General features: G+C 70.5%; 12 protein-coding genes and 3 tRNA genes. 7 read left to right on the top strand and 8 right to left on the bottom strand.

What is annotated here, in order from left to right:
• Positions 1-403 precede the first annotated feature (403 nt).
• The gene (locus tag ACFYOY_RS06575) at positions 404-1,858 is read right to left on the bottom strand and encodes a phytoene desaturase family protein (protein WP_388585209.1); all 1,455 of its coding nucleotides are present in this window, start codon (positions 1,856-1,858) and stop codon (positions 404-406) included.
• Between the two features lie 217 nt (positions 1,859-2,075).
• Here ACFYOY_RS06575 and ACFYOY_RS06580 point away from each other — a divergent pair, with 217 nt between their 5' ends.
• A complete protein-coding gene (locus tag ACFYOY_RS06580; protein WP_161560552.1) occupies positions 2,076-2,996 on the top strand; it encodes a phosphoribosylaminoimidazolesuccinocarboxamide synthase in 921 nt (306 codons plus the stop codon).
• A gap of 53 nt (positions 2,997-3,049) precedes the next feature.
• Here ACFYOY_RS06580 and ACFYOY_RS06585 read toward each other — a convergent pair.
• From ACFYOY_RS06585 to ACFYOY_RS06605, 5 genes are all read right to left on the bottom strand, one after another.
• Positions 3,050-3,122 (bottom strand) — tRNA-Gly (locus ACFYOY_RS06585).
• Between the two features lie 148 nt (positions 3,123-3,270).
• Positions 3,271-3,891 carry a response regulator gene (locus ACFYOY_RS06590; RefSeq protein ID WP_388585212.1) on the bottom strand — a complete coding sequence of 207 codons (621 nt, stop codon included), beginning with the start codon at positions 3,889-3,891 and terminating at the stop codon, positions 3,271-3,273.
• 237 nt (positions 3,892-4,128) lie between these two features.
• Positions 4,129-4,204, bottom strand: a tRNA-Gly gene (locus tag ACFYOY_RS06595).
• A gap of 80 nt (positions 4,205-4,284) precedes the next feature.
• Positions 4,285-4,356, bottom strand: a tRNA-Gly gene (locus ACFYOY_RS06600).
• Between the two features lie 104 nt (positions 4,357-4,460).
• Complete coding sequence (locus tag ACFYOY_RS06605) at positions 4,461-4,778, bottom strand: Lsr2 family protein (RefSeq protein ID WP_059146536.1); 318 nt, start codon at positions 4,776-4,778, stop codon at positions 4,461-4,463.
• A gap of 303 nt (positions 4,779-5,081) precedes the next feature.
• Between ACFYOY_RS06605 and purS the strand changes: the two genes are divergently transcribed.
• Genes purS through purL form a run of 3 tightly spaced genes read left to right on the top strand, consistent with a single transcriptional unit; the run spans position 5,082 to position 8,289 of the window.
• Entirely contained in the window at positions 5,082-5,366 is a 285-nt protein-coding gene (purS, locus tag ACFYOY_RS06610; RefSeq protein WP_211124447.1) for a phosphoribosylformylglycinamidine synthase subunit PurS, read from the top strand.
• Positions 5,363-6,043: a phosphoribosylformylglycinamidine synthase subunit PurQ gene (gene purQ / locus ACFYOY_RS06615; protein WP_093463487.1), complete on the top strand. Its 681-nt coding sequence runs from the start codon at positions 5,363-5,365 to the stop codon at positions 6,041-6,043. The genes purS and purQ overlap by 4 nt, the downstream gene beginning before the upstream one ends.
• Positions 6,040-8,289 (top strand): phosphoribosylformylglycinamidine synthase subunit PurL, encoded by a 2,250-nt coding sequence (gene purL, locus ACFYOY_RS06620; RefSeq protein ID WP_351883202.1) that lies wholly within the window; start codon positions 6,040-6,042, stop codon positions 8,287-8,289. The genes purQ and purL overlap by 4 nt, the downstream gene beginning before the upstream one ends.
• An 85-nt stretch (positions 8,290-8,374) precedes the next feature.
• On the opposite strand, the gene ACFYOY_RS06625 is transcribed toward purL, so the two are convergent.
• Positions 8,375-8,773: a nuclear transport factor 2 family protein gene (locus ACFYOY_RS06625; protein WP_351883200.1), complete on the bottom strand. Its 399-nt coding sequence runs from the start codon at positions 8,771-8,773 to the stop codon at positions 8,375-8,377.
• Positions 8,774-9,022: 249 nt separating this feature from the next.
• Here ACFYOY_RS06625 and ACFYOY_RS06630 point away from each other — a divergent pair, with 249 nt between their 5' ends.
• The 3 genes from ACFYOY_RS06630 to purM all read left to right on the top strand — a co-directional run bounded on the left by ACFYOY_RS06630 (position 9,023) and on the right by purM (position 12,668).
• Entirely contained in the window at positions 9,023-9,811 is a 789-nt protein-coding gene (locus ACFYOY_RS06630) for a sterol carrier family protein (RefSeq protein ID WP_351883198.1), read from the top strand.
• 189 nt (positions 9,812-10,000) lie between these two features.
• Positions 10,001-11,560 carry an amidophosphoribosyltransferase gene (gene purF, locus ACFYOY_RS06635; RefSeq protein ID WP_351883196.1) on the top strand — a complete coding sequence of 520 codons (1,560 nt, stop codon included), beginning with the start codon at positions 10,001-10,003 and terminating at the stop codon, positions 11,558-11,560.
• 40 nt (positions 11,561-11,600) lie between these two features.
• Positions 11,601-12,668 (top strand): phosphoribosylformylglycinamidine cyclo-ligase, encoded by a 1,068-nt coding sequence (gene purM / locus ACFYOY_RS06640; protein WP_351883194.1) that lies wholly within the window; start codon positions 11,601-11,603, stop codon positions 12,666-12,668.
• Positions 12,669-12,788: 120 nt separating this feature from the next.
• Here purM and ACFYOY_RS06645 read toward each other — a convergent pair whose 3' ends face one another.
• Entirely contained in the window at positions 12,789-13,043 is a 255-nt protein-coding gene (locus ACFYOY_RS06645) for a DUF3073 domain-containing protein (RefSeq protein ID WP_078642646.1), read from the bottom strand.
• Between the last annotated feature and the right edge of the window lie 233 nt (positions 13,044-13,276).

Here is a 13,276-nt window from a genome sequence, read left to right on the forward strand (position 1 = left end):
AATCTGCTGGATCGGATCTGCAAGCGGGGGTGAGGCGGTGTCCGGCGGACCATGCGGCTCCGCCGCGTGGCAGGGGCTCCGCCCCTGGACCCCGGGGGCGGCGAGTCGGCCGTCGCCGCGATCAGCTCACCGGCCTGAGCACCGACCGCGTCCCCCTGCGACGCGGTGGTCGAAAGGCTGGCCGGTGAGCAGGGAGCCAGGGTCTCCGCGGGACCGGCGGCGAGGGCGTGAGCACCTACACCGGCGGGCTGATCGCGGTCGGCACACCGGCACAGCGGATGACCGGGCGGACACCCGCACACACATCCGAGTCGCCCGGCCGGGGTCTGGGGCGCAGCCCCAGTTGTGGGAAGGGGCGGGGAGGGGAGCAGCCCGCCGTAGGCATCGACCCGCCGGACACCCCCTATGCCACCGGGGCCAGGGACAGCGCCGTCCGCACGCCGAAACGATGCCTCAGCGCCGACAGGGCCGCCAGATACCCGCACATGCCGTGCACACCCGGCCCCGGCGGAGTCGCCGACGAGCACAGAAAGAGCCCGGGAAGCGGGGTGCGGTACGGATCGAGGCGGGGCACCGGCCGGGCGAGGCTCTGCCATAGCGTCATCGCGCCCGAGCCGATGTCCCCGCCCACATCGTTGGGGTCGTACGCCTCCAGGGCCCGCCCGGACAGGCCGCGCGCCGCGAGCACGGTGTCGCCGAAGCCGGGGGCGTAGGTCTCGATCCGGGAGCGGATCAGCTCCACCGGGTCGGTGTCGTCGCCGTTGGGCACATGGGCGTAGGCCCACACCGGGCGCCTGCCGGGCCGGGCGCGCCCGGGGTCGGTGACGGCCGGGTCGACGAGCAGGACGAACGGCTCCCGGCTGCGGATTCCGCGCGCCGTCAGGGTCTCCTCCCGGGCCAGCTCGGCGTGGCCGCCGCCCAGGTGCACGGTCCCGGCGCGGCCTACGGCGGGGTCGGCCCAGGGGATCGGCTCGCTGACCAGGAAGTCGGCCTTGGCGGCGGCCGGGCCGTAGCGGAACCGCCGCAGCGCCCGGACGTAGCGGTCGGGCAGCCGGTGCCCGGCGATGTCCAGCAGTCCCGGCACACCGGTGTCGAGCAGCACCGCACGAGCGCCGCCGTCCAGGTCGCCGAGGTCGCCGATCGCGCGCCCGGTGTGGAAGGTGCCGCCGTGCGCGATGATGTCGTCCGCCATGGCCTCGGCGATCCGGGCGCTTCCGCCGCGCGGCAGCGGCCAGCCGGGGCCGTGTGCCAGATGTCCGAGGAGGGCGGCCACCGCGCCCCCGGCCAGGCTGGGCAGTTCGCCCACGGCATGGGCGGCGACCCCGGTGAGCAGGGCGGGCGCCGCCTCACCGGTGAAGCGGGCGGCGCCGAGCCGGGTGCCGTGGACGAGGATCCGCGAGGCCAGCAGCAGCGGTGCCACCGGATCGCGGGGGAGCGCGCGCTGTCCGGAGAGGACGAAGTCGACCACGCCCTCGCTGTGCCGCAGCAGCGGCGCCATCAGCCGCCGCCAGCGCTCCCCGTCCGGGCCGAGCCCGGCGCAGGTGGCCGCCAGATCGCGGTGGGCGAGCGCGGCGCGGCCGCCGTCCAGCGGCTGGGCGTAGGAGACCTCGGGCGTCAGCAGCTCCACCCCGCGCGCGGCCAGGTCGAACGCGCGGAAGAAGCGGGAGACGGGCGCCATGGGGTGGACCGCCGAGCAGATGTCATGGGCGATATCCGTGTCGAAGAGCGGCTGGCTGCGCAGCCCGCCGCCGATGGTGTCGGCGGCCTCGTACACCTCCACCCGCAGCCCGGCGCGGGCCAGGGTGACGGCGGCCGCGAGCCCATTGGGGCCGCTGCCCACGATCGCCGCGTCGGCCATGCCACACCTCCCATCAGGGTCCCTCTCAGGGTCCCTCCAGGCACATGCGAAGCCCTCCGTCGCGCGTCCCGCCGCACGAGTTCCTCCTGCGAAGTGTTCCAACCGGCCGGAAGCGGAACCCGAAGCGCCGGGCCCCGCGGTCCGCGCCCCGCCGCCGGTCGCCGCCGCTTCGTGCGGCAGAATCGAAGAGGCTTGGACAAAAACACCAGGAGGAAGCGTGTCCGGATTCGTCGAGAAGCCCGAACCGGTCGAGGTTCCGGGCCTTCAGCACCTGCACACCGGCAAGGTGCGCGACCTCTACCGGAACGAGCGCGGTGAGCTCGTCATGGTCGCCAGTGACCGGATCTCCGCCTATGACTGGGTCCTGCCGACCGAGATCCCCGAGAAGGGCAAGATCCTCACCCAGCTCTCCCTCTGGTGGTTCGATCTGCTCGCCGACCTCGTGCCCAACCACGTCCTGTCCAGCGAGCTGCCCCCCGGCGCCCCCGCCGACTGGGAGGGCCGCACCCTGGTGTGCCGGTCGCTGCGGATGGTCCCGGTCGAATGCGTGGCGCGCGGCCATCTGACCGGCTCCGGCCTGGCCGAGTACCGCGAGACCCGTACGGTGTGCGGGATCGCCCTCCCCGAGGGGCTGACCGACGGCTCCGAGCTGCCCTCCCCGATCTTCACCCCGGCCACCAAGGCCGAGGTCGGCGAGCACGACGAGAACGTGGCGTACGAGGAGGTGGCCCACCGCATCGGCGCCGAGCCCGCCGCCCAGCTGCGCCAGGCCACCCTCGCCATCTTCAACCGGGCCCGGGAGATCGCCCGAGCCCGCGGGATCATCCTCGCCGACACCAAGTTCGAGTTCGGCTACGCGGAGGCGACCTTGGGCGCGGAGGGCGCCGAGCCGGTGCTCGCCGACGAGGTGCTGACCCCGGACTCCTCCCGCTTCTGGCCCGCCGACCAGTGGCAGCCCGGCCGCCCGCAGCCGTCCTTCGACAAGCAGTACGTCCGCGACTGGCTGACCTCCCCGGCCTCCGGCTGGGACCGCGCCAGTGAGCAGCCGCCGCCCCCGCTCCCGGCGGAGGTTGTCGAGCGGACGCGGGCGAAGTACGCGGAGGCTTACGAGCTGCTGACCGGCACCGGCTGGAAGTAGACCGCAGAACGACCGAGGGTCCCGGCCGATCGGCCGGGACCCTCGATTCACGGAGCGGACGACGAGGCTCGAACTCGCGACCTCAACCTTGGCAAGGTTGCGCTCTACCAACTGAGCTACGTCCGCCTGCGCCGGACTTTTCCGGTTCGACGCGCCTCTACTATAACCAAACCCTCGACCGGTGAACTACCACCCGGGTGTCGAGGCCGCTCCGGGCGGCAGCGCGGAACGCTCCGGGCGGCAGCGCGCATGGCCCGGAGCGCTCAGGAGCCGCTCAGAGCCAGCCGTGCTCCTGGGCGATCCGCGCCGCCGCGTGCCGGTTCTCCGCCCCCAGCTTCGCCGCCGCGGCCGACAGATAGTTCCGGACCGTTCCCTGGGAGAGCGCGGCGCGCTGGGCGATCTCCGCGATGGACGCGCCGTCCGCCGCCAGCTCCAGCAGCTCCGCCTCCCGCGCGGTCAGCGGGGAGTCCCCGGCGCTGATCGCGTCCGCGGCCAGACCGGGGTCGACATAGCGGGACCCGCCGTGCACCGTGCGGATGATCTCCGCCAGCCGCTGTGCGGAGGTGGTCTTCGGTACGAAGGCGCGCACGCCCGCCTCCAGGGCCCGTTTGAGGTGACCCGGCCGGCCGTGGCTGGTCACGATCATCGTCCGGCAGTCGGGCAGCTCCGACCGGAGTGCCGCGGCCAACGAGACCCCGTCCGCCTCCGGCATCTGGAGGTCCAGCACCGCCACATCGGGCCGGTGCGCCCGCGCCATCGCCAGCGCCTCGGGCCCGGACGCCGCCTCCGCGACCACCAGCAGATCGTCCTCGAGCGCCAGCAGGGCGGCCAGGGCGCCCCGGATCAGATGCTCGTCGTCGGCCAGCAGCACCCGGATCGCCGCGGTGTCGTTCACACGCCCCTCCCAGCGGGACCTCAGCCAGCGCGCCCCCGGCACAGGGGGCTTCTTCCGGCGCGCTCCGCCCGCCAGGGCCTCTTCCGGTGCGCCCTTCGCCTAGCGGGTCCACACCGACCCGGCACGCCGTCACTTTCCCTCAGCGGCACCGCGGTTCGCTCCCGCCCCGGCCCCCGCCAGGGATTCCGGGGCTGAAAACGCCTGAGGCGCCGGTCGATTCGACCGGCGCCTCAGATCTGGAGCGGACGACGAGATTCGAACTCGCGACCCTCACCTTGGCAAGGTGATGCTCTACCAACTGAGCCACGTCCGCATGCCTCCGACCAGCTTTCACCGATCGGCGCGTGCATCACTCTACCTGATCCTCTTCGCAAGAGGGCGGTAGACGATGAGAGCGGGTGACAGGGATCGCACACTGCGCCTCCCCCTTGGAAAGGGGGCGCTCTACTACTGAGCTACACCCGCATGGTGTCTTCCTCGGGGTTTTGGCCTTTCGGCCTCGCCCCTCGGCGTGCTCCAGACTTTAGCGGATCACCCGGGGTGGTGTGCAACTCGGCTGAACGGGTCACTCAGGCCGACTCGTTGAAGGCTTCGTAGACCTTCTTGGGGATCCGGCCGCGCGGAGGCACCTCCATGCCGTGCGACCTGGCCCAGGCGCGCACCGCGGCCGGGTCCGGGGCGACATCGGTGCGGCGGTACGTCTTGCCCGAGCGGGCCCGCTTGCGGCCGGCCTCCACGTACGGCGCGAGCGCGTCGCGCAGTTTCGACGCATTGGCAGAGTTGAGGTCGATCTCGTACAACTTGCCGTCGAGTCCGAACGTGACCGTCTCTTCCGCTTGGCCGCCCTCGAGGTCGTCGGAGAGCGTGACTACTACGCGCTGCGCCACGGATATCGGTCCTTTCGGGCTGCATCGATGCTTTGACGTGCAAAGATGTCAGCTGTCCAGTTGTGTCCAACAATGCTTTTTCATTTGTACAGCGACTGGCATTGCATTGTGAACCCCGGTAATTCCATCCGCGTGTCACGCCGCGATCGGGACCATACGTTTTTCCCCGACCTTTCCCCGTCAGTTGCCACCGACGATGCTTAAACGTGACCGAACCCTTGCATATCTACTCGCGTAGAATTTTCGCCGGGGTAGGCTTGGGCCACCGCCTTACGCACCAGCACCACACCACCGGGAGTGCCAGTGGCACGCGTCGTAGTCGACGTCATGCTCAAGCCGGAGATCCTCGACCCCCAGGGCCAGGCGGTGCAGCGAGCACTGCCCCGCCTCGGTTTCGAGGGGATCGCCGATGTCCGTCAGGGCAAGCGCTTTGAACTCGAGGTGGAGGGCCCGGTCGACGATGCCGCCCTCGCCCGTATCCATGAGATCGCCGAGACCTTCCTGGCGAACACCGTGATCGAGGACTTTTCCGTGAAGGTCGAGGTCGGCGAAGGTGCCGACACCACCGCCGTGAAGGCCGAATCGTGACCGCACGCATCGGAGTCATCACTTTCCCCGGCACGCTCGACGACCGCGACACCCAGCGCGCGGTGCGCACCGCCGGCCTGGAAGCCGTACCGCTGTGGCACCGCGACAAGGACCTCAAGCAGGTCGACGCGGTGATCCTGCCGGGCGGCTTCTCCTATGGCGACTATCTGCGGGCCGGAGCGATCTCCCGGTTCTCTCCGGTAATGGAGTCGGTGATCGACCAGGCGAAGGCCGGTATGCCGGTGCTTGGCATCTGCAATGGCTTCCAGGTTCTCACCGAGACCCATCTCCTCCCCGGTGCGATGCTGCGGAACAACCATCTGCACTTCATCTGCCGCGATCAGAAGTTGCGAGTGGAAAACGCGGAGACCGCCTGGACGCGCTCATACGAGCAGGGTCAGGAGATCAACATCCCGCTGAAGAACATCGACGGACGCTATGTCGCCGATGAGCGCGTCCTCGATGAACTCGAGGCCGAGGGACGCGTCGTCTTCCGCTATGAGGAGCTCAACCCCAACGGCTCGCTCCGCGACATCGCCGGAATCTCCAATGCGGCGGGCAATGTCGTCGGCCTCATGCCCCACCCCGAGCACGCCGTCGAACCGCTGATCGGCACCGGTCGCACCGACGGTCTCGGATTCTTCACCTCGATCCTCAAGAGGCTGGTCAGCGCATGACCCTGGACACCACCAAGCACGCGGCGCAGACCCCGGACGACGGGCAGCCGTGGGCCGAGCTCGGTCTCAAGCAGGACGAGTACGAGCGCATCCGCGCCATCCTGGGCCGCCGTCCCACCGGCGCCGAGCTCGCGATGTACTCCGTCATGTGGTCCGAGCACTGCTCGTACAAGTCGAGCAAGGTCCATCTGCGGCAGTTCGGTGAGAAGGCCCCCGAGAGCGACGCCCTGCTCGTCGGCATCGGTGAGAACGCGGGTGTGGTCGACGTCGGCCAGGGCTACGCGGTCACCTTCAAGGTCGAGTCGCACAACCACCCCTCGTACATCGAGCCCTACCAGGGCGCGGCCACCGGCGTCGGCGGCATCGTCCGCGACATCCTCGCCATGGGCGCCCGCCCGGTGGCCGTGATGGACCCGCTGCGCTTCGGCGCCGCCGATCACCCCGACACCAAGCGGGTGCTGCCCGGTGTGGTCGCGGGCATCGGCGGCTACGGCAACTGCCTGGGCCTGCCCAACATCGGCGGCGAGGTCGTCTTCGACCCCTGCTACCAGGGCAACCCGCTGGTCAACGCGCTCTGCGTGGGTGTGATGAAGCATGAGGACATCCACCTCGCCAAGGCGTCCGGCGCCGGCAACAAGGTGATCCTCTACGGCGCCCGTACCGGCGGCGACGGCATCGGCGGCGTCTCGGTGCTGGCATCCGAGACCTTCGACGACTCGAAGCCCGCCAAGCGCCCCGCCGTCCAGGTCGGCGACCCGTTCCAGGAGAAGCTGCTCATCGAGTGCACCCTGGAGGTCTTCCAGGAGGACCTGGTCGAGGGCATTCAGGACCTCGGCGGCGCGGGCCTGTCCTGCGCCACCAGCGAGCTCGCCAGCGCCGGCTCCGGCGGTATGCGGGTCGAGCTGGACACCGTGCCGCTGCGCGACTCCTCGCTCTCCCCCGAGGAGATCCTGATGAGCGAGTCGCAGGAGCGCATGTGCGCGATCGTGAAGCCCGAGAAGGTCGACCGCTTCCTGGAGATCTGCGAGAAGTGGGACGTCATCGCCACCGTCATCGGTGAGGTCACCGATGGCGAGCGGCTGGAGATCTACTGGCACGGCGAGCAGATCGTCGACGTCCCGCCGCGCACCGTCGCCCACGAGGGCCCGGTCTACGAGCGCCCCTACGCCCGCCCCGAGTGGCAGGACGCGCTCCAGGCCGACGACGCGGACAAGCTGCCGCGCCCGGCCACCGCCGAAGAGCTGCGCGAGCAGGTCCTCAAGGTGGTCGCCTCCCCGAACCAGGCGTCCAAGTCCTGGATCACCGATCAGTACGACCGCTTCGTCCAGGGCAACACGGTCCTCGCCCAGCCCGAGGACTCCGGCATGGTCCGCGTGGACGAGGAGACGGGCCTGGGCGTGGCCGTCGCCACGGACGGCAACGGCCGCTACGCCAAGCTGGACCCGTACGCGGGGGCGCAGCTCGCGCTCGCCGAGTCGTACCGCAATGTGGCCGCGTCCGGCGCCACGCCGCTCGCCATCTCCAACTGCCTCAACTTCGGCTCGCCGGAGGACCCCGCGGTCATGTGGCAGTTCGCGGAGGCCACCCGCGGCCTCGCCGACGGCTGCCTGACCCTGGGCACCCCGGTCACCGGCGGCAACGTGTCGCTGTACAACCAGACCGGCGAGGTGGCCATTCACCCGACGCCGGTCGTCGCCGTCCTCGGCGTGATCGACGATGTGGCCCGCCGCACCCCGATCGCCTTCTCGGAGGAGGGCCAGCTGCTCTATCTGCTGGGGGACACCACGGCGGAGCTGGGCGGCTCGGCCTGGTCCCAGGTGATCCACGACCACCTGGGCGGGCTGCCGCCGAAGGTGGACCTGGAGCGGGAGCGGCTGCTCGCCGAGATCCTGATCTCGGCCTCGCGCGACGGCATGGTGGACGCCGCCCACGACCTGTCCGACGGCGGTCTGATCCAGGCGCTCACCGAGTCGTGTCTGCGCGGCGGCAAGGGCGCCCGGATCGTCGTCCCCGACGGTCTGGACCCGTTCGTCCTGCTGTTCTCCGAGTCCGCGGGCCGGGCGGTCGTCGCCGTACCGCGCAGCGAGGAGGTCCGCTTCAAGGACATGTGCGGGGCGCGGGGGCTTCCGGCGGCCCGTATCGGTGTGATCGACGGCGACTCGATCGACGTCCAGGGGCAGTTCTCCATCCCGCTGGCCGAGCTGAGGGAGCCGTACGAGGCGACGATCCCGGGCCTGCTGGCCTGAGGACCCGCGTCCTTGCGACGTGCGGCCCGCTCCCTGACGGCAGGGAGCGGGCCGTACGGTCCGTTCGGGCCTCGCGCGCCAGGGTTCATGGGCCCCAGAACGCGTCCCAGGCGTCGATGTCCTCGACGCATTCGTCGATGTCGGTGATCTTCCCGCCGACGACGGTGAAGAAATTTCCGGTCCTCATGTCCAGGCCGCGGTTGCCGCGCTCGGCGCGCAGGTGGTGGACGGACATCGTGTGTCCGCGCCCGTCGCACAGCACCGTCTCCAGGTCGACCCGCAGCGTGCCGCCGGTCTCCTCGTACATCGAGCGGTACAGGTCCATGCAGGCGTCCCGGCCCTTGTGGTGGCCCGACATCGGGCTGTCACCCGGCAGATGATGGACGGCGTCCGCCGTCATCAGCGTCGATACGGTGTCCAGATCGCCCTGGGAGAAGGCCGTGCAGGCGCGGCGCACCAAGGCGCGATCGGGGTGTTCGCCCATGGCATCTCACACCTTCCATGCCGATGGAAAACCCTTCCTCCTTCCATCCTGCCGCTGTCAGGGGGATCCTCTGACGACCTCGGGGGAAATAGGGAGCGGATCAAGGAGCGGCGTCTGGTGCGTGCGATCGCAAGGCGCCGGGATGGCCTCGTAGCCGAGCTACTAGGACATTTCGGCAACGCCGCGAGCGTGCGTGCCAGGCGTCGCGACGCCGCTCACTCTTTCCCACGAGGTCGTAAGCTCTCCGCCATGCCGCCCCGTGCCCGTGCCCGCAGCTATGACCCCGCCAAGACCCGCACCGCCGTGATCGCGCAGCTGAGGCTGGTGCGGAAGGCGGCCGAGGAGCTGGACGCGACGGGCCTGGACGCCCCCACCCGGCTCGGCGGCTGGACGGTCCGGGAGCTGGTCGCGCATCTGGCGATGGCCGTGACCTCCGTCGTCCGGCTCCTGGAGCGGCCCGCGCCGCCCGCGCGCGAGGTCACCGTCACGGGCTGGGCCGGGGCGCTCGCCGCGCACTCGGGGCCAATCGGTGACGACACCCGTGCCCTGGCCGCGGGCGAGGACCTGGGCGAGCTGCTGGAGCGCGCCGAGGCGCGGTTCGCGGAGACGGCCTCCGTCGCGCCCGGTGACCGGCTGCTGGCCACTCGCGTCGGCGCGATGCGGCTGGAGGACTACCTGGTCACCCGCTGTGTGGAGCTCGTGGTCCACGCCGACGATCTGACGGCCGCCACCGGAGTCCCCGTGCGCCACGACCGCCAGGCGCTGGCCACCGCGGTCCGGGTGCTCGCCGACGCCCTCGCGGCGAAGGCGCCCGGCGGCTCGGTCGAGCTCCGGATCCCGCCGTTCGCCGTGGTCCAGTGCGTCGAGGGCCCCCGGCACACCCGCGGCACCCCGCCGAATGTCGTCGAGACCGATCCGCTGACCTGGATCCGCCTTGCCACGGGCCGCCTGACCTGGGCCGATGCCCTGGAGTCGGCGCCGCTGACCGCGAGCGGCGACCGCGCCGACCTCTCCGCCCACCTCCCGGTGCTCGGCTGAGCGGCCGCGATGTGATCCTTTTCGGGGTCGCGAGATGTGATCCTTGCCTCGGCCACGGATTTCCGCCCCTGGCCATCGCAGGTCGGGCACGGGTTCCGGGGGCCCGGAGCGGTGCGGGGAATGTGACTTACGCCCCCCTGACGGGTCCCTCGTTCGGAGGCACCGCTGAACTGGCCTAGACTCGATGACGTGCCACGTGGTGACGGACGACTCAGCCACGACCTGCTCCCCGGTGAGAAGGGCCCCCAGGACGCTTGCGGCGTCTTCGGAGTCTGGGCACCGGGTGAAGAGGTCGCCAAACTCACCTATTTCGGGCTGTACGCACTGCAGCACCGTGGACAGGAGTCCGCGGGCATCGCGGTGAGCAACGGCTCCCAGATCCTCGTCTTCAAGGACATGGGCCTGGTTTCCCAGGTCTTCGACGAGACCTCCCTCGGCTCCCTCACGGGCCATATCGCGGTCGGTCACGCCCGCTACTCCACCACCGGAGCCTCGGTGTGGGAGAACGCGCAGCCGACCTTCCGGGCCACCGCCCACGGCTCGATCGCGCTCGGCCACAACGGGAACCTGGTCAACACCGCCGAGCTGGCGGAGCTGGTCGCGGCCCTGCCCCGGGACGGCGGCCGGGCCACCCAGGTCGCGGCGACCAATGACACCGACCTGGTCACCGCCCTGCTCGCGGGCCAGGTGGACGACGACGGCAAGCCGCTGACCGTCGAGCAGGCGGCCCCCATCGTGCTGCCCAAGGTCAAGGGCGCTTTCAGCCTCGTCTACATGGACGAGCACACGCTGTACGCGGCGCGCGACCCCCAGGGCATCCGCCCGCTGGTCCTCGGCCGCCTCGAGCGCGGCTGGGTGGTGGCGTCCGAGACCGCCGCCCTGGACATCGTGGGCGCGTCCTTCATCCGTGAGATCGAGCCCGGCGAGATGGTCGCCATCGATGAGAACGGGCTGCGCTCCACCATCTTCGCCGAGGCCCGCCCCAAGGGCTGCGTCTTCGAATACGTGTACCTCGCCCGCCCCGACACCGACATCGCGGGCCGGAACGTGTACCTCTCCCGGGTCGAGATGGGCCGCCGGCTGGCCAAGGAGGCCCCGGCCGACGCCGACCTGGTCATAGCGACGCCCGAGTCCGGCACCCCCGCCGCCGTCGGCTACGCCGAGGCCAGCGGGATTCCGTACGGCTCGGGGCTGGTCAAGAACAGCTATGTGGGCCGGACCTTCATCCAGCCCTCGCAGACCATCCGGCAGCTCGGCATCCGGCTCAAGCTGAACCCGCTCAAGGAGGTCATCCGGGGCAAGCGCCTGGTGGTCGTCGACGATTCGATCGTCCGCGGCAACACCCAGCGCGCCCTGGTGCGGATGCTCCGCGAGGCCGGAGCCGCCGAGGTCCACATCCGGATCTCGTCCCCGCCGATCAAGTGGCCGTGCTTCTTCGGCATAGATTTCGCCACCCGCGCCGAGCTGATCGCCAACGGCCTCTCGGTCGAGGAGATCGGCAAGTCGCTGGGCGCCGATTCGCTGTCGTACATCTCCACCGACGGCATGATCGAGGCGACCACGATCGCCAAGCCGAATCTGTGCCGCGCCTGCTTCGACGGTGAGTACCCGATGGAGCTGCCGGATCCGGGGCTGCTGGGCAAGCACCTCCTGGAGTCCGAAACACAGGCCCCGAACAGCGCCGACGCCGACGGTGTGACGACGCTGACCGCTGGTGTCGGCGGCGCCGACGCCCTGCGCCGTCCCTGAGCGCACGCCTGTCATCCCCGATACGAAAGATCTCTACGTCATGCCTGAGTCCGGGTCCACCTACGCCGCCGCGGGCGTCGACATCGAGGCGGGTGACCGCGCCGTCGAGCTGATGAAGGAGTGGGTCAAGAAGGCGAGCCGGCCCGAGGTCGTGGGCGGCCTCGGCGGTTTCGCCGGGCTCTTCGACGCCTCCGCCCTGGCCCGCTACCAGCGTCCGCTGCTCGCCTCCGCCACCGACGGGGTCGGCACCAAGGTGGACATCGCCCGGCGGATGGGCGTGTACGACACCATCGGCCGCGATCTGGTCGGCATGGTCGTGGACGACCTGGTGGTCTGCGGTGCCGAGCCGCTCTTCATGACCGACTACATCTGCGTCGGCAAGGTCTACCCGGAGCGTGTCGCCGCCATCGTCAAGGGCATCGCCGAGGGCTGCACCCTCGCCGGCTGCGCACTGGTGGGCGGCGAGACCGCCGAGCACCCGGGGCTGCTGGGCGCCGATGACTTCGATGTCGCCGGGGCCGGTACGGGCGTGGTCGAGGCCGATCGGGTGCTGGGCGCCGATCGCATCCGAACGGGGGATGCGGTGATCGCCATGGCTTCGTCCGGACTTCACTCGAACGGGTACTCACTCGTCCGCCATGTGCTCTTCGACCGGGCCGGCTGGGCGCTGGACCGCGAGGTTCCGGAGCTCGGCCGGACGCTGGGGGAGGAGCTGCTGGAGCCCACCCGGATCTACTCGCTGGACTGCCTGGCCCTCACCCGCACCACCGAGGTGCACGCCTTCTCGCACATCACCGGCGGCGGGCTCGCCAACAACCTCGCGCGGGTCATCCCCGAGGGGCTGCGCGCGGTCGTGGACCGCTCGACCTGGACCCCCGGCGCGATCTTCGAGCTGGTCGGTCAGACCGGATCGGTCGAGCGGCTGGAGCTGGAGAAGACCCTCAACATGGGCGTCGGCATGATGGCGGTGGTCCCGGCCGACTCCGTCGATGTGGCGCTCACCACGCTCGCCGACCGCGGTGTCGAGGCCTGGGTCAGCGGTGAGATCACCGAGCGCACGGCCGGGGACGCGGAAGCGGTGACGCTGACCGGTGACCATGCGAGCTGATGACCATGGAGGCTGAGTGGACCGCGCCGGGTGCGCGGACAGCACAGAAGCCGGTCCGAGGCGGGTGCCCCGGACCGGTGGAGATGTGCGGCGAAAAGCCGAGCGCCTGGAACGGGTGGTTCAGGCGCGGCGACGCTGCGGGGACGGATCGGACTGGTCGTCGTCCTCGTCCTCATCGTCGTTGTACAGATCCGCGTACTGTGCGTACGGGTCGTCGTCCAGCTCATCGTCCTCGAACGGCTCGCCATTCGGCGGCTGGTTCGTTGGCGATGCGCCCAGCTCCTCGGCCAGGCGTGAGAGATCCGTCCCACCGCTGTTGTACTTCAGCTGGCGGGCGACCTTCGTCTGCTTGGCCTTGGCCCGGCCGCGCCCCATGGCTCGACCCCCTCAACGACGGGGCTCGACGGCCCCAGAGTCTTGACACGCGTTCACGTTCATAAATCGGAGCGGACTCTCATAAGAGAGACCGGTCCGTAGGGCTTCAACGGTACCTGCTTCTGTGGCCATACGGTACGTCGCCCACACGACGTGCCACGAGGCAGAACCCGCGAGGAGCCCGTTCCTCGCTGGTCAGGTGCGATTTTAACGCGTCTTGCGGGCCGACCCGC

The organism is Streptomyces sp. NPDC007875, from assembly GCF_042868035.1.
Lineage (GTDB): Bacteria > Actinomycetota > Actinomycetes > Streptomycetales > Streptomycetaceae > Streptomyces > Streptomyces antimycoticus.

Excerpts from the sequence above, each read along its gene's own strand:
- ACFYOY_RS06575 (WP_388585209.1), bottom strand. The coding sequence starts at position 1,858 with ATGGCCGACGCGGCGATCGTGGGCAGCGGCCCCAATGGGCTCGCGGCC.
- purL (WP_351883202.1), top strand. The coding sequence starts at position 6,040 with ATGACCCTGGACACCACCAAGCACGCGGCGCAGACCCCGGACGACGGG.
- ACFYOY_RS06625 (WP_351883200.1), bottom strand. The coding sequence starts at position 8,773 with ATGGGCGAACACCCCGATCGCGCCTTGGTGCGCCGCGCCTGCACGGCC.
- ACFYOY_RS06630 (WP_351883198.1), top strand. The coding sequence starts at position 9,023 with ATGCCGCCCCGTGCCCGTGCCCGCAGCTATGACCCCGCCAAGACCCGC.
- purM (WP_351883194.1), top strand. The coding sequence starts at position 11,601 with ATGCCTGAGTCCGGGTCCACCTACGCCGCCGCGGGCGTCGACATCGAG.
- ACFYOY_RS06645 (WP_078642646.1), bottom strand. The coding sequence starts at position 13,043 with ATGGGGCGCGGCCGGGCCAAGGCCAAGCAGACGAAGGTCGCCCGCCAG.